Genomic DNA, 14,844 nt, shown 5'->3' on the forward strand with positions numbered 1-14,844 from the left:
GCAGCACCGCTATCGCCCCGGCGTCGGCCCGTCCGACACTGCGCGCCCAAAGACATTCTCGCGGTGCCAGCGCAGGTTGTCGGGATGCGGCGCGTTCCGCGCGTCGCGCGGCCGGATCAGCTTGGTGTCCGGTGACAGGAGCCGCCTGACGACCTCACCGGGCACCTTGTTGTGAGACACAAGGATGGTTTCGCAGTCGTCCGCCACCGAAATCAGTCCGCGGTCGAACATCCAGTGCAGTGTACCGGACAAGGCCAAGCCATTACGCACCGAGTCGCTGCCTCGATGTTCCACAGGGCGTATGTGTGCTGCCTGCACTTCCGGCCGGTCTCCGCCGTTGCGCAACATCAACCCGGACATCGCACAACGGTAACCGTAAGCTTCCCGCACTTTCCGTCGGAACGCGATATCGCGGTAAGGTCTGCGGGCAAGCCGTTCGAGAACGGGACGCTCTATAGTCGCCGCCGGGTCGTCCATCTCGGGGCGCTGCGGATCGTAACGTGTCGCCTCGATCTGCTTCAGGTCCTGCGGAAGCCCACGATTGACGATGGCCGCGAAGTCCCGCTCCGGCAGTCGGCGCACGGCGAGTTGTAGCGCGCCTCCCTTTTTCGGGGTACCGTCTGGCTCGCGCAGGGCAGCCTCCATCGGACGGCCGAGCCGAAGCCGCGGCACCTCGCGGTCGAAAGGCAGAAAACTGCCCGGTTCAATCATGGCGAGAAATCGCCCCTCGGCCCCCGGTTTCGGGATGACCCGGTCGATCTTCGCAACCGCGAAGTACCCCCGCGGACCAGCCTTTACCGGCTCGTAGTAAACGATCCAGTCGCCGACCCCCTCCCGAACCGCTATGAGGTAGGCGCGTGGGAAATCGTAGACGACGTCCGGCTCGTCCTCGTATATCGAGTCGGCCTTGTGCATCAGGACAAGCTTCACCATGCGTCCGGGAAAATGTTATCGTATGAAAGTGCAAGGTATTTTCGCGACCGTGTACCGCGTTTTTCTGTCGGCCGAACCCGCGGAACCGTCATGCGATCGGCCGTCAGGTCGCAGAGACGCACAGCACATCCCCTGCGTCAGGCCGCATCCTCGCTCTGCTGGCGCAGCCAGAGCTGGGCGTAGCGTCCGCCGCGGGCCAGAAGCTCTTCGTGGCGGCCCTGCTCGATCACCTCGCCCTGTTCCAGCACGACGATGCGGTCGGCCTCGGCGATGGTCGAAAGCCGGTGCGCGATGGTCAGCACCGTGCGGCCCTCGCCGGCGCGCCGCAGCGCCTCCTTGATCTCGGTCTCGGTTTCGCTGTCGAGCGCGCTGGTCGCCTCGTCGAGCAGCAGGATCGGCGGGTTCTTCAGCAGCGTGCGCGCGATCCCGACGCGCTGCTTCTCGCCGCCGGAGAGTTTCAGTCCGCGCTCGCCCACCGCCGTGTCATAGCCCTCCGGCAGGCTGAGGATGAAATCGTGGATCTGCGCCGCCCGGGCCGCCGCCTCGATTTCCGCCTCGGTCGCTCCATCGCGGCCGTAGGCGATGTTGTAGCGGATCGTGTCGTTGAACAGCACCGTGTCCTGCGGCACGACGCCGATGGCGGCGTGCAGGCTGTCCTGCGTCACCTCGCGCACGTCCTGCCCGTCGATTCGCAGTGCCCCGCCACCGACATCGTAGAACCGAAACAGCAGTCGCCCGATCGTCGACTTTCCGGACCCGGTTGACCCCACGATGGCCACCATCTCGCCCGGCTCGGCAGTGATCGAGACGCCCTTCAGGATCGCGCGTGCCGGGTCGTAGCCGAAGCGCACGTCGTCCAGCTCGACCCGTCCGCCGGTTACCTTCAGTGGCCGCGCGTCCGGCGCGTCCTCGATCTCGGCCGGCTGCTCGAGCAGGTCGAACATCTGGCCCATGTCGATCAGCGCCTGGCGGATCTCGCGGTAGACCGTCCCGAGGAAGTTCAGCGGCACGGTGATCTGGATCATGTAGGCGTTGACCATGACGAAATCGCCCACGGTCAGCGTACCCGCCTGCACACCCAATGCCGCCATCACCATGACCGCGATCAGTCCGGCCGAGATCAAGAAGCTCTGCCCGAAGTTCAGGAACCCCAGCGAGTAGTTGGTTTTAACCGCCGCCGCCTCGTAGCCCTGCATGGCGCTGTCGTAACGCCGCGCCTCGCGCGCTTCGGCGTTGAAGTACTTTACCGTCTCGAAGTTCAGCAGGCTGTCGATCGCCTTCTGGTTGGCGTCGGTGTCCTGGTCGTTCATCTCGCGCCGGAGTTTCACGCGCCATTCGGTGACCGCGAAGGTGAACCAAACGTAAAGCCCGATGGTGAGCGCGACCGCGGCGAGGTACCAGACGTCGAAGAGCACAGCGAGCACGATGCCGATGAGAACCAGTTCGAGGATCAGCGGACCGATCGAGAACAGCAGGAAGCGCAGCAGGAAGTCGACGCCTTTGACGCCACGCTCGATGATCCGGCTGAGACCGCCGGTCTTGCGCGTGATATGGTAGCGCATCGACAAACGGTGGATGTGCTGGAAAGTTTCCAGCGCCAGCATCCGCAGCGCGCGTTGCCCGACACGGGTGAACACCACGTCGCGCAACTGCTGGAAACCGACGTTGAGGATCCGGGCCATGCCGTAGGCGACGGTCAATCCGATGGCGCCCAACGCCAGCATCGGCGCGCCTTCGTCCGCGAGCGCATCTACCGCGCCCTTGTAGAACATCGGCATGATCACGGCGACGAGCTTGGAGGCCAACAGCCAGAACATCGCCCAGACCACGCGCCGCTTCACCCAAGGCTGGTCCTCGGGCCAGAGGTACGGCGCGACCTTGCGGATCGTGCGCAGCCCCGACGCGCGCGCCTCGCGCTTGAGGCGGGCGGTCGTGTCGGCGTCTGTTTCGGGTCTCTGTGCTGGCTGTGCGCTGGTGTCGGCTGGCATCCGTAGGTCCGGAGAGGTCTGTCGCTGACTACATAGGACCCTCGGTCCGGACATGCCAGTGCGGGCGCGCGTTCCCTTCTGGGGTCCGGTCAGTCGGGCAGGTCGAACACCTGGCCGGGGTAGATCAGGTCGGGATCGCGGATAGCCTGCCGGTTGGCCTCAAATACCTTGACGAAAAGCACGCCTTCGCCGTACCGCCCCCGCGCGATCGCCCAGAGCGTGTCGCCGGTCTGAACCGTGACCGCCGTCACCGGACCGTCGCTTCCGTCTGACGCCGCGGCCAGCACTTCCGGTGTTTCGCGCTTGAAGGGCGTCTCCACGCGGCTGATCACGTCGCCGCTGTCGTCCACGGCATCGACCCTGAGCGTGTAGAGGCCGCTGTCGACTTCCGGCAGGTCGCCGCGCCAGCGTCCCTCGGCATCGACCGGCAGGGTCACGATCGCCCTGTTGTCAAGATAGACCCGCACCGCGTCGGACTTTTCCTCGGCCCGGCCGGACAGTTGCACCTCGCCGCGTTCCGAATAGCCGATGGTGTCGAGGACCACATTCTCGAGCGTGCGCGGCAGGTTCTGCAGCACCTCGACACCGTCCTCGTCGGACTTAAGAACCGCCACCGGCGCTTTGGGCGCAGGAGCCGCGGCCGCGATCTGCTCTGCACCCTCGGGCTCGGCAGGCGTCGGCCTGGTCTCGGGAACTGCGACCGCCGCGACGGTATCGGCGGCGCCCTGTCCCGGCGCGGGGGCCTGCGGCTCCTGCGAGGCAGCATCGGGCGCGTCGGCATCCGCCACGGACTCCGTGCCGTCCTGCGATGGCGCGGGAGGCGTCGTTGCCTTTTGGAGTCGTGCCGTCGCAACCGGCGTTGCAGCGGGTTCGGCCTGCGTTCCGGCGGATCCGGCAGCGGCGTCGTCTTCGCTCACCTCGCCCGTTTCGGGGATAGCGCCGTTCGATGCCGTGGCCTCCTGCGCGTTCCCCGAGCCTGCGTTATCCTGCGCCGGCGGCGAAGCGGTCACGGGCGCGGCAAGGGCCGCCACCTCTTCGGTGCCACCCGTGGTTTGCGACCCGGTCGCGCTTGGACCGCCGACCGGTGCGAGGATGACCTCGGCGGAAGACGACGTGGTGCCGCCCGCGCCTTTCTGAGTCAGCGTCAGGACCGGAGCGCTGCCGTCCGGGGCGATCATCGCGATGGCGGCGAACTGGCCGCGGGCATCGGCTTGGGTCTCGGTCGCGCCGACCCCGTTGACTTCGACCGAAACGGTGCTGCCGGGTTCGGCGCGCCCGGCGATCACGGCAAGCCCGTCGGCTTCGAGCCGCACGTCCTCGATCAGGGGCGCGGAGTCGACCGTGTCTTCGCCCTCGCCCGCTTCGGCGGTTTCGACCGCGGCTGAATCCGTCAAACCGGACTCCGCTTGCTCGGTTTCCGGGTCCGAACCCGCCACTTCCGCATCGGCGCCGTCTGTTTCCACGGTCTCTGACAGAACCGGATCGCTTGCCTCGCCCGGCGTCGCGGCGGTCTGCGAAGGTGTCTGCGCCACCGCGTCATCGTTTTCCAACGCACCCGGTTCGGTGCCACCGCCACCCGCCAGGTCGACCGGTAACGCGGTCGCCTGCGAGTCCGGCGTGGCGTCGCGCAATCCGCCGAACCAAGCGGCGGCCAGCCCCGCCGCCGCGACGGCTCCCACAAGCAGCAGCCCCTTGGCCCAACGTGCGGCCGGCGGCCCTTGATCTGTCATCTGATCACTCTTCCCGATGGAACCCCCGGCGAGCAGGCGCGAGGGCGTTGAGCCTTTTTACCAGCCGCGTTATCACCGGTCAAAACATCACGCGCGTCAGGCGCATCATCCCCTTGCCCGAAAGCCTTGCGATGCCAGCAAAATCCGTCTGCGTCTATTGCGGTTCCCGCCCCGGTTCCGACCCCGCCTACATCGCGGACGCGACCCGGCTGGGTGCCGAACTGGCCCGAAGCGGCTGGCGGCTGGTCTACGGTGCCGGGGATGTCGGGCTGATGGGTGCGGTCGCGCGTGCCGCACAGGAGGCCGGCGGCGAGACCTTCGGCGTGATCCCCCAGCACCTCGTCGCCTGGGAGGTCGGCAAGACCGACCTGACGCGCTACGTCGTCACCGAGACCATGCACGAACGCAAGAAGGTGATGTTCATGAATTGCGACGCGGTGGTCGTGCTGCCGGGTGGCGCCGGGTCGCTGGACGAGCTCTTCGAAGTGCTCACATGGCGCCAGCTGGGCTTGCACCGGAAGCCGGTTTTGCTAGTCAATACAGAAGGCTACTGGGAACCCTTGAAGCAACTTGTCAGGCATGTCGTCGACCGCGGCTTCGCAGAGGAAAGCTTTCTGGACTACTTCAGCCTCGTGCCCGATTCCGGGGCCGCGATTGAGGCCCTGCGCGAGGCACTTGCCTGAGCGGCATCGGCGAAAATCCCGCAGGATGCGGCGAATCTGGCCAACCTTTCGGCCGCGGCTTTGACGCGCCAGGGCCGCAGGAAAAGACATCACAAGCAGATCCTCCCGGTCCGCCCTGTTCCTCCGACTGCGTGGCGCCTACGGACCTCGCGGAGACCACACCTCGTCGCCGGAACCGGCGGCACCGTGCTCAGGCAGCCGCGCCCCGGGAATAAATAAGTCGCCACGACGGGCGTGGCGTGGCTGCAACAGGTGGCTCAGTAATCGTAGACGTGTTCGACCCGCGCCGGACCAAAACGCAGGGTCCGCAGCAGGCCTGCGAGGCTTTCGACCGGCACCGCGACCAGGTAGCGGTCGCGCCCGTCGAAACGCTCGACGACATGCAGCAACCGCGCTGTCCCCGGCAGGCGCGGTGGAACCCGTGACAGGATGCTGACCAGAATGTCGTCGTTGCCGGCGATCTCGACGAATTCGCCGCCGATCGCGGCGATCGCCTGTACTGTCGTGGTGAAGATGCCGTAGCGCGGCACATCGAGCAGAAGCGCCGCTCCCACCGGAGCCACCAGCCGGCCAGACGGCAGATCCGCAATCGCGTCCGGCGCGACGCGCGAGACGACTAGCAGCATCCGGGTTTCGTCACCGCCGGTTGCCGCGACCGCCCCCGAGATTGCCCCCGCATAGAGCGCCTTGGCGCTCCATTCCGCCCCCAGTGCCAACCGCCGCTCCCACCCGCGCACCGGGTTCTCGACCGGCGGCGTCCAAAGCCGGTCGCGCCAGTCCTGGAAATCGAAACGGTACCAGGGTTCTTGTTGCAGAAATTCCGCGTAGACGCTTGCCATCTCGGCCTCGACCGCGTCCTGGGCCGAATTGGAACCGGCCAGCGAGGACACGCGGCCCAGCGTGTTCTCGTAGAGCGCCTTGGCCGCCATTTCGATGCTGAAGCTTGCACCGATGACGTAGAGCGTCCGGCGCGCCTCGGGACCGGCGCTGCCGTAACGGTCCGCCTCCGCCGCCATCACGCAGGACGAGCGCCAGAAATCGCGAACCGCCGGCCAGTAGGCGAAATCCTGCGGCGCACCACCCTTCAGCACCTGCGCGTAATCGGCATAGGCAAAAACGATGTGCCATTCGGGATAGGTGAGAAAGCTGCGCGCCTCGGGCCGCCGGTCCTGCGGCGCCTCGATGAATCGCGCCGGCGACTGCCGCGACGGTGCGCCGTGGCACTGCGTTTCGATCCAAGCCACGGCACCCCCGATCGCCAGAGTCAGACAAACCAGTGCGACCAGCGCCAGCTTCAGCAGGGTGACAGCCGCCCGCATCTAGCGCCAGAGCCGCGCGGCGAGCAGCGCGAACCCGCCCAGCAGGATATGCGGCGCATTGGCCAGGATCTTGAAGACAAGACCATAATCCTGCACGCCAAAACGGCAGATGCCTGCGTCGAGATAACCGACGCCGGTGACGAGGCCCAGCAAACCGTCGGCCAGGTAGGCGAGGCCGAACCAGGTCAGAAAGAACCGCGCCGCGCGGTGCGAGGCGATGCCGGCCCAGAGCGCCCAGAGCCCCGAGACGACATGCAGCGCGTCGTCGTAGAGATCCAGAGCGAAGATCCCGAAGGCGCGTCCTTCCAGATCGGTCAGCCCGGGCACGTAGTTGAGCGCCGCCGCACTGAAGAGCACCGCCGCGTAGCCCAGGGCGATCCATTGCAGGCGCGTCATGCCAAATGCTCCATGTAGCGCCGCCAGAGCGCGTTGGAGAATCGACCCTGAGGGTCGAAGTCGCGCTTCAATCGCGCAAACTCGATCGCGCGCGGATAGGCGGCGTCGAACTGGCCCTGCGTCGCATGGAGCCTGTACGGAAGATAGTAGCTGCCACCCGCCGCCAGCGCGCCGTCGATCAGTTGTCGCGTCATGCGTTGCATATCCGCTTCGGCCCGCTCGGTTCTTTCCTGCGAGAAGAGCATGACCGCCGCGATGCGATCCTGCGGCGCGTAGGCGAGCAGGCTTTCGGTGTCGGCCTGCACGTAGCGCAGGGTCACGTTCAGTAGCTGCTGGTAGGAGGCCGGGATCACGCGGCGGCAGACCGACAGGAAATCGGCGAAGCGGTCGGACGGCAGGAAGTACTCGTGCAGGATGTCCGTCCGGTCCGGATCCCGGTCATCAAGCGTCACCACCGGTTCGTTGAGCAGGGCATTGCGCGTCACCGGCCCGCCGAGGCGCGGAGCCGCCACGGTTTCCAGCCACCAGCGCAGGCCTTTGATACGCTCATTCTCCAGCTGCGCGCGGAACAGCGGACGCGACGCGCGCGACAGCCACCCGGACCCTTGCACCGGCGGAAGCTCCACCTGCTCCGGTGTTGGACGATAGGTGATCATCAGCGCCTCGTCGAAGAACCGTGCGTGGCTTACGTCGAGCCGGCCGTAGGCCATCGACACCGCGGGATCGTCGTACAATACGTCGCGGAAGGCCGGACCGAAGTCATTGGCGGGCAGCAATCGGTATTCGGGTTCCAGAAGCTGGTTTGGCACCATATCGAGCTCGAGTTCGGTGATGATGCCGAAGAGGCCATAGCCACCCATTGTAGCCCCGAAGATCTCGGCGTTCTCGCCGCGCGAACAGGTCATCCTGCGGCCATCCGGGCCGATCAACTCAAGACTGCGCACCGTGGCGCCGCAGCCCGAGAAGGGCACCGGCCAGCCGTGCGCATTGACCGAGAAGGTCGCCGCCACGCCAAAATCGTTGTTGGACTGCATGACCGCCGGAGAACACCCCTGCGCGTCCAACTCGGCGATCACCCGGGCCCACCGCGTACCGGCACCGACCCGGTAGCTGTCCGGACCCGTCACCTCCAGGAAGTCCTGCGCAACGGTCAGATTGAGCCCGTCGCGGGCGATGCTCTGCCCCCCCATCGAGTGGCGCGCCGCGGCGGCGATGACGGGCCGGTCTCCGGCCTCCTGGATGAAACCTGCAACGCGCTCCGCCGCCCCCGCCGGAGACCCCGTGATCCGCTCGTGCCGCCAGACCGGTGTCGCCGAGAGGCCGCTGGCGTCGTCCAACATACCCTCGCCCGTCTCCGCCACGCGGTCCGGCTGCCAGGCGGCACCGCGATCCCAGACACGCATTGCGACGGCCCCAAGTGCTGCCCCGGCGAGGAAGAAGAAGCCCCGGCGCGACGGCCTCGTGCCTGCCGGCCGCTTCCGCGGCGGTCGCGCGCGCTGCAGTCGCAAGCGTTCGATCCGAGGGTCGCGTTCCGTCATAATCCCCTTCCGCGCCGTGCCCTTGCAAAAAAGGCACGCTGGCGGCGGTCAAGGTCAAGTCCCCGCGTCAAAAAACGCGCCAATGGCTGCCGCAGACGAAAACGCCCGGCCGATTGGCCGGGCGTTCGTGTCGGGTTGCGCAGGACGCGTCACAGGCGCGAGGCGACATTTTCCCAGTTCACCAGCTTGTCGAGGAAGTTCGACAGGTAGGCGGGGCGCTTGTTGCGGAAGTCGATGTAGTAGGAATGCTCCCACACGTCGCAGCCCAGAAGAGCGGTCTGGCCGAAGCAGAGCGGGTTCACGCCGTTCTCGGTCTTGGTGACCTTAAGCGATCCGTCACCGTCCTTGACGAGCCAGCACCAGCCCGAACCGAACTGGCCGGCACCTGCGGCGGAGAACTCTTCCTTGAACTTGTCGACCGACCCGAAGGCTTCGGTCAGCGCGCTTTCCAGCTCGCCCGGCATCTTCTTCTCACCGGGCCCCATCATCTCCCAGAACTGGTTGTGGTTCCAGAATTGCGAGGCGTTGTTGAAGATGCCGTTCTGGGCCACCGCGTTGGCGTCGTATGTGCCCTTGATGATCTCTTCGACGGACTTGCCTTCCCACTCCGTGCCTGCAATCGCCTTGTTGCCGTTGTCGACATAGGCCTTGTGGTGAATGTCGTGGTGATACTCCAGCGTCTCCTTCGACATGCCGAGATCGGCAAGCGCATCGTGCGCGTAAGGAAGGTCGGGAAGTTCAAAAGCCATGTTCGGGCCCCCTTTTCAAGTGGATTGCTTCGCGTCAACTGACATGTCGCACAACGCCTTGAAACGTCAAGAGCGCGCGAGACAGGTGCCGCCGACCGGGTGTCGCGCGGCATCTGAAGGCGAACGCAATGTGGCGCGACCGTGTTCCGCGCGGATGGCTAGATGACGCGCCTCTGCACTGCATTTCGCACCGCCATTTGCCGGCACACCTCACGGTTGATACCCCTGACACAACATCCCTCAATAAGTGAAAAAATGGGAAGTGTGACCCAATTCACTTAAGGAACGTGGCAAATTCGCTATGGTCACGTCGTGGGCAGGGGAAGTTTTCTCACAGGTTACTTTTCCCTGAAAATTTATCTAGCGACACGCGTCGTCAGTCGGATGCGTCATTTCAAATCAGTCATCCGGACGGCAACAAAACTTCACGACGGCGCAAGCATGGGAGTGAGACATGGCAACGTATAATCTGAACAACAATTCCAACAACTTCAGCGCACCGAACATTAATCTCCCGCCAATCGTTTCGTGGAACGACCGGATCAACGGTAATGGCGGCAACGACACGCTACGCGGCAACGACGGCAACGACACGATCTATGGCGGAACCGGACGCGACCAGATTTACGGCGGCAACAACAACGATCGCGGCTACGGAGGCAGCGGCTCCGATTTGCTGCGGGGCGGTTCGGGGAACGACTCGCTCTATGGCGGTCTCGACGTCGACACGCTCTACGGCGACTCGGGCAACGATTACCTCCGTGTCGAAAGTGGTGAGTGGTGGGATCATGCGCATGGCGGAACCGGTTCCGACACGCTGAGCCACACGGCATCGAGCTACTCCGGGGCGACGATCAACTTCCTGGACGGTCAGATCTACAACGCCTTCGGCGGTGGAACACGCAGCCTCTCGAGCATCGAGACGTATTACGACGGTTCGGGCAACAATACGATTGTCTCCGACGGCTCGGGCAGGTTCTACGGGCAGAGCGGCGACGACACGATCCACGCCGGGAGCGGAGTGAACGAGACGCTCGACGGCGGTTCGGGGAACGATCTTCTCGACACGACGCATCTCAATTCGACTTACATCATCGACCTCGTGACCGGACTCACCAACTTCGGTGGCGAGTCATTCGTCAATTTCGAAAATGCGCGGACGGGTGGCGGCGATGACGAGATTACCGGGACGTCGGGTGACAATTTCATCCAGACCGGCGACGGAGCCGACCTGGTCGATGCCGCGGAAGGCAACGACAGTGTCGCGGGCGAAGCCGGAAACGACACGCTGGCCGGTGGTGACGGCGACGATTCCATCCAGGGTGGCTCCGAAGATGACCGCCTGCTGGGCCAGAACGGCAATGATACGCTGCGCGGCGGCAAGGGCGACGACACGGTGCGCGGCGGCAAGGACGAGGACGAGCTTCACGGCAAGGGTGGTGACGACAGGCTGGTCGCCGGTGGCCAGGACGACATGGCCAAGGGCGGCGGCGGCAAGGACACCGTAAAAGGTGGCAAGGGCGACGACGAACTTTACGGCGGCGGCGGCAAGGACAAGATTATCGGCGGCAAGGGAGCCGACACGATCGAAGGCGGCAACGGCAAGGACTACATGAAGGGCAACCGCGGGCCGGACACCTTCGTCTTCGACAAGAAGGATGGGCGCGACCAGATCAGGGACTTCAAGGTGAACTCGGATCACATCGAGATCACGAGCGGCGCGAACAATTTCGGCGCGCTCGACATCGATGACGTGGGTGCCGGAGCCCGGGTCGCATTCGCGGATACCAAGATCATCCTGCGCGGCGTCGACGCGGATGATCTCGACCCCGGGGATTTCATCTTTTCTTAGAATGATCGCCGGTCGTCACATTGGGGCCGCCGTCGGCGGCCCTTTTCATGGCGACCCGCAGGTCAGCCGTCGCGGCGGAAGTACCCCACCTCGGAGCCCGGCTGTGCCGCGACGCTGAGAACGTCGAAGACGTAGCGCGCGACGCTGCGGAAGCAGACGACGCGAAACACGTCTTCGTCCGGCATCCAGAGTGCCGCCGGCACCTGCGCCAGGCGCGTGCGGCGGAACGATCCCGACCCGAAGGCATGGGGCGCCAGATCGACCGGGCAGAGCTTGGCCAGCACCTCGCGCGCGGCCGCGCCTTCGACCGAAAAGAGCGCACGCGCGTCCGAGACGTTCACGGCCATGGCGTGCGCATCGCCGAATCCGTCCTGCAAGGACGCGAGCATGTCGGGCACCGCATCATAGGAACACAGGAGCAGGAGTTCGTCCGGGCTCATCCACATGAGGCCCTGCGCACCGTCGATCCGCGCCTCACGCGGCCCCGGTATCGCGACACCGGCGGCCTTCTGTATCGCTTTTGCGAAACTCGACGCGGTTAGGTCACCGCGCAGGGTGATCATGCCGGTTGGAGGCAGTTCCGTGACCTGCGCAATACCGGTATCGAAATGCGCGCCGCCCAGCGCCTTGACCGCATCAGACATTCTGCTTTTCGCCTTCCTTGTCGTAGAAGACCGCATCGACGATCTTCGCGGTGTAGGTCTTGCCGTCGGTGCCGGGAAACTCCAGTTCCTCGCCCATCCGGTCCGGCCCGTTCAGCACCAGCCCCATCGCGATGCCCCGGCCCAGCGTCGGCGAGTGATAGGTCGAGGTCACGCGGCCCTGCACGCGGCGCTGGCCGTTCTCGTTCTCGCCCTCGGCCACGGCGTAGGCGCCATCGGGCAGGACCGACCCGTCGGTCGTCTCGAGCCCCACCAGCTTCCAGCGCGCGGGATCGGTCATGTGCGTGCGCTCCTGCGCGCGCTTACCGATGAAATCATCCTTCTTCTTCGAAATCGCCCAGTTCAGCCCGAGATCCTGCGGGATCACCGTGCCGTCGGTCTCGTCGCCGATCATGATGAAGCCTTTCTCTGCGCGCAGGATGTGCAGGCACTCGGTGCCGTAGGGCATGACCCCGAGATCGTTGCCCGCCACCAGCAGCGCATCCCACAGCGCCTGCCCGCGTCCGGCATCCACGGCGATCTCGTAGCTGAGTTCGCCCGAGAACGAGATGCGGTAGATGCGGACCTTGAAGCCGCCGAGGTCGCCCTCGACCCAGTCCATGAACCCGAGTGCTTCCTTCGAGACGTCAAGCCCGCCGAGCTTTTCGAGACACTTGCGCGCATTCGGCCCGACAACGACGATTTGGGCATATTGCTCGGTCAGGTTGGCGACGTGGACCTGCAAGTCCCACCACTCGGTCTGCAGCCACTCTTCCATGTGCTGATGGATGCGATCGGCGCCGCCGGTGGTGGTGTGGCACAGGAACGTCTGATCATCGAGCCGGGCCACGACGCCGTCGTCGATCAGAAAGCCGTTCTCGGAACACATCAGCCCGTAGCGGCACCGGCCCGGTTTGAGCGTGCTCATCATGTTTGTATAGACGAGGTCGAGAAACTTCGCCGCGTCCGGCCCCTTGACCACGATCTTGCCAAGGGTCGAGGCGTCGAGCAGGCCGAGCGTGTTGCGCGTGTTCTTCACCTCGCGCGCGACCGCTTCCTCGACGCTCTCACCGTCGCGCAGGAAGCAGTAAGGCCGGCGCCACTGGCCGACCGGTTCCCAATGCGCGCCATGCGCTTCGTGCCAGTCGTGCATCGGCGTGCGCCGGATCGGCTGGAACACCTCGCCGCGCGCCTCTCCGGCGATCGAGCCCATCGAGATCGGCGTGTAGGGCGGACGGAAGGTCGTGGTGCCGACCTGCGGGATCGGCGTGTCGAGCGCATGCGCAAGCGTGGCGAGCCCATTGATGTTGCTCAGCTTTCCCTGGTCAGTGGCCATCCCGAGCGTGGTATAGCGCTTGGCATGCTCGACGCTCTGGAAGCCCTCCTGGGCGGCCAACCGCACGTCCGAGACCTTGACGTCGTTCTGATAGTCGAGCCAGGCCTTCTCGCGCAGCTTGGCCCCGGCGCCCTGCGGCATCAGCCAGACCGGCATCATCGGAGCCGCATCGTCGGTCTCGCCAACCGGGCAATCTGTCAGCTTGACGTCGAAGCCCGCCGCCGAGACCGCCATCTTCCCGGCCTGGTCGGCGTCGCCCAGCACATCCACAAGGCGCATCGCCCCGCTCGCCGCACCGGCGGCGGTCACGAACCCCTCGCCGTCGGCGCCGCGTGGCGGGCGGTCGGGGTCGGGTTTGAAGCAGGCATGTTCGGTGTCCCAGACCAGCTTGCCCCCGCAATGCGACCAGAGATGCACGACCGGCGACCAGCCGCCTGACATGGCGACCGCGTCGCAGGCGACCTCCTCGAGCACCGCGCCCTCGCCCGATTGCGAGCAGACCTCGATGCCGGTGACGCGTTTGCCGCCGATGACCCGGGCGATCCCGTGGCCCAAGAGCACGCGAATGCCGAGCGCCTTGGCGCGCGCCATCGCCGGGCTGTCCTCGGCGGTGACGCGGGCGTCGAGGATCAGCGGCACGACCAGCCCGGCCTCCTTCAGCGCGAAGGCGGTCTTGTAGGCGTTGTCGTTGTTGGTGACGATCACCGTGCGGTCGCCGACCGAGACGCCGTAGTTCACCACGTAGTCCCGCATCGCCGAAGCCAGCATGACGCCGGGGATGTCGTTGCCGGCAAAGGCCAGCGGACGTTCGATCGCCCCGGTCGCGGTGATCACGTGTTTCGCGCGGATGCGCCAGAGGCGGTGGCGCGGTCCCGGACGGTCCGGCGCGTGATCGGACAGCTGCTCGTAGCCCAGCACGTAGCCGTGATCGTAGACGCCGGCGCCCGTCATCCGGTTGCGCAGCGTGACGTTCTCCATCTCGCGCAGTTCGGCGACCGTTCGGGTCACGAAATCGGCAACCGGTTCGCCGTCGACCGTCCCGCCGTCGACCGGCGCGCGCCCGCCCCAATGCGGAGTCTGCTCCATCAGGATCACCCGCGCACCCGACAGCGCCGCGGCTTTCGCCGCCTGCAGCCCGGCGACGCCGCCGCCGATCACGGCCACGTCGCAGAAGGCGTGGAAGTGTTCGTAGGTGTCTGCGTCGCGGGCCTTGGGCGCCTTGCCGAGCCCCGCGGACTGCCGGATGAACGGCTCGTAGACGTGTTTCCAGAAGGCGCGCGGATACATGAACATCTTGTAGTAGAAACCCGCGGGCAGGAACCGCGCCAGCGCCGTGTTGACGGCCCCGAGATCGAAGTCGAGGCTGGGCCAGTGGTTCTGGCTTTCCGCGGCGAGCCCGTCGAAAAGCTCGGTCGTCGTGGCGCGCTGGTTGGGCTCGAACTTGCCTTCCGCACCGAGGTTGACCAGTGCGTTCGGTTCCTCGGCGCCGCTGGCGACGACGCCGCGCGGACGGTGGTACTTGAAGCTGCGCCCCATCAGAATCTGGTCGTTGGCCAGCAGCGCGGAGGCGAGCGTGTCGCCTTCATAGCCGCGCAGGCGCTTGCCGTTGAAGCGGAATTCGAGCGCACGGTCGCGGTTCAGAAGCCGCCCGCCGGTGGCCAGTCTGGTGCTCATCTGCG

Annotated in this window: 11 protein-coding genes; 2 read left to right on the forward strand and 9 right to left on the reverse strand. The window is 65.9% G+C overall.

Annotated elements, in window-relative coordinates; genetic code table 11:
• Positions 1-9: 9 nt before the first annotated feature.
• The 3 genes from R5H30_RS03485 to R5H30_RS03495 form a co-directional block, all read right to left on the reverse strand.
• A complete protein-coding gene (locus R5H30_RS03485) occupies positions 10-933 on the reverse strand; it encodes an HNH endonuclease (protein WP_318326615.1) in 924 nt (307 codons plus the stop codon).
• 137 nt (positions 934-1,070) lie between these two features.
• The gene (locus tag R5H30_RS03490) at positions 1,071-2,921 is read right to left on the reverse strand and encodes an ABCB family ABC transporter ATP-binding protein/permease (protein WP_318326616.1); all 1,851 of its coding nucleotides are present in this window, start codon (positions 2,919-2,921) and stop codon (positions 1,071-1,073) included.
• A gap of 89 nt (positions 2,922-3,010) precedes the next feature.
• Positions 3,011-4,651, reverse strand: a complete 1,641-nt coding sequence (locus tag R5H30_RS03495) for a LysM peptidoglycan-binding domain-containing protein (protein ID WP_318326617.1) — start codon at positions 4,649-4,651, stop codon at positions 3,011-3,013.
• Between the two features lie 131 nt (positions 4,652-4,782).
• Between R5H30_RS03495 and R5H30_RS03500 the strand changes: the two genes are divergently transcribed.
• Positions 4,783-5,334 carry an LOG family protein gene (locus R5H30_RS03500; protein ID WP_318326618.1) on the forward strand — a complete coding sequence of 184 codons (552 nt, stop codon included), beginning with the start codon at positions 4,783-4,785 and terminating at the stop codon, positions 5,332-5,334.
• A gap of 257 nt (positions 5,335-5,591) precedes the next feature.
• On the opposite strand, the gene R5H30_RS03505 is transcribed toward R5H30_RS03500, so the two are convergent.
• The 4 genes from R5H30_RS03505 to R5H30_RS03520 form a co-directional block, all read right to left on the reverse strand.
• Positions 5,592-6,653, reverse strand: coding sequence for a hypothetical protein (locus tag R5H30_RS03505; RefSeq protein ID WP_318326619.1), 1,062 nt, complete (start codon positions 6,651-6,653; stop codon positions 5,592-5,594).
• On the reverse strand, positions 6,654-7,049 hold the full coding sequence (locus R5H30_RS03510) for a DUF4383 domain-containing protein (RefSeq protein WP_318326620.1): 396 nt from the start codon (positions 7,047-7,049) through the stop codon (positions 6,654-6,656).
• The gene (locus R5H30_RS03515) at positions 7,046-8,452 is read right to left on the reverse strand and encodes an FAD-binding protein (protein WP_318326621.1); all 1,407 of its coding nucleotides are present in this window, start codon (positions 8,450-8,452) and stop codon (positions 7,046-7,048) included. The genes R5H30_RS03510 and R5H30_RS03515 overlap by 4 nt, the downstream gene beginning before the upstream one ends.
• Before the next feature lie 284 nt (positions 8,453-8,736).
• Positions 8,737-9,336, reverse strand: a complete 600-nt coding sequence (locus tag R5H30_RS03520) for a superoxide dismutase (protein WP_318326622.1) — start codon at positions 9,334-9,336, stop codon at positions 8,737-8,739.
• A gap of 454 nt (positions 9,337-9,790) precedes the next feature.
• Between R5H30_RS03520 and R5H30_RS03525 the strand changes: the two genes are divergently transcribed.
• Positions 9,791-11,188 (forward strand): calcium-binding protein, encoded by a 1,398-nt coding sequence (locus R5H30_RS03525; protein ID WP_318326623.1) that lies wholly within the window; start codon positions 9,791-9,793, stop codon positions 11,186-11,188.
• 62 nt (positions 11,189-11,250) lie between these two features.
• Here R5H30_RS03525 and R5H30_RS03530 read toward each other — a convergent pair whose 3' ends face one another.
• Both R5H30_RS03530 and R5H30_RS03535 read right to left on the reverse strand, forming a co-directional pair.
• Entirely contained in the window at positions 11,251-11,832 is a 582-nt protein-coding gene (locus tag R5H30_RS03530) for a sarcosine oxidase subunit gamma (RefSeq protein ID WP_318326625.1), read from the reverse strand.
• Positions 11,825-14,839 carry a sarcosine oxidase subunit alpha family protein gene (locus tag R5H30_RS03535; RefSeq protein ID WP_318326626.1) on the reverse strand — a complete coding sequence of 1,005 codons (3,015 nt, stop codon included), beginning with the start codon at positions 14,837-14,839 and terminating at the stop codon, positions 11,825-11,827. The genes R5H30_RS03530 and R5H30_RS03535 overlap by 8 nt, the downstream gene beginning before the upstream one ends.
• Positions 14,840-14,844: the final 5 nt, after the last annotated feature.

The organism is Roseobacter sp. FCG-D35 (assembly GCF_033436665.1).
Classification (GTDB): Bacteria; Pseudomonadota; Alphaproteobacteria; order Rhodobacterales; family Rhodobacteraceae; genus JAWQFO01.

Excerpts from the sequence above, each read along its gene's own strand:
- R5H30_RS03500 (WP_318326618.1), top strand. The coding sequence starts at position 4,783 with ATGCCAGCAAAATCCGTCTGCGTCTATTGCGGTTCCCGCCCCGGTTCC.
- R5H30_RS03490 (WP_318326616.1), bottom strand. The coding sequence starts at position 2,921 with ATGCCAGCCGACACCAGCGCACAGCCAGCACAGAGACCCGAAACAGAC.
- R5H30_RS03525 (WP_318326623.1), top strand. The coding sequence starts at position 9,791 with ATGGCAACGTATAATCTGAACAACAATTCCAACAACTTCAGCGCACCG.
- R5H30_RS03485 (WP_318326615.1), bottom strand. The coding sequence starts at position 933 with ATGGTGAAGCTTGTCCTGATGCACAAGGCCGACTCGATATACGAGGAC.
- R5H30_RS03510 (WP_318326620.1), bottom strand. The coding sequence starts at position 7,049 with ATGACGCGCCTGCAATGGATCGCCCTGGGCTACGCGGCGGTGCTCTTC.
- R5H30_RS03520 (WP_318326622.1), bottom strand. The coding sequence starts at position 9,336 with ATGGCTTTTGAACTTCCCGACCTTCCTTACGCGCACGATGCGCTTGCC.
- R5H30_RS03505 (WP_318326619.1), bottom strand. The coding sequence starts at position 6,653 with ATGCGGGCGGCTGTCACCCTGCTGAAGCTGGCGCTGGTCGCACTGGTT.
- R5H30_RS03515 (WP_318326621.1), bottom strand. The coding sequence starts at position 8,452 with ATGCGTGTCTGGGATCGCGGTGCCGCCTGGCAGCCGGACCGCGTGGCG.
- R5H30_RS03495 (WP_318326617.1), bottom strand. The coding sequence starts at position 4,651 with ATGACAGATCAAGGGCCGCCGGCCGCACGTTGGGCCAAGGGGCTGCTG.
- R5H30_RS03535 (WP_318326626.1), bottom strand. The coding sequence starts at position 14,839 with ATGAGCACCAGACTGGCCACCGGCGGGCGGCTTCTGAACCGCGACCGT.
- R5H30_RS03530 (WP_318326625.1), bottom strand. The coding sequence starts at position 11,832 with ATGTCTGATGCGGTCAAGGCGCTGGGCGGCGCGCATTTCGATACCGGT.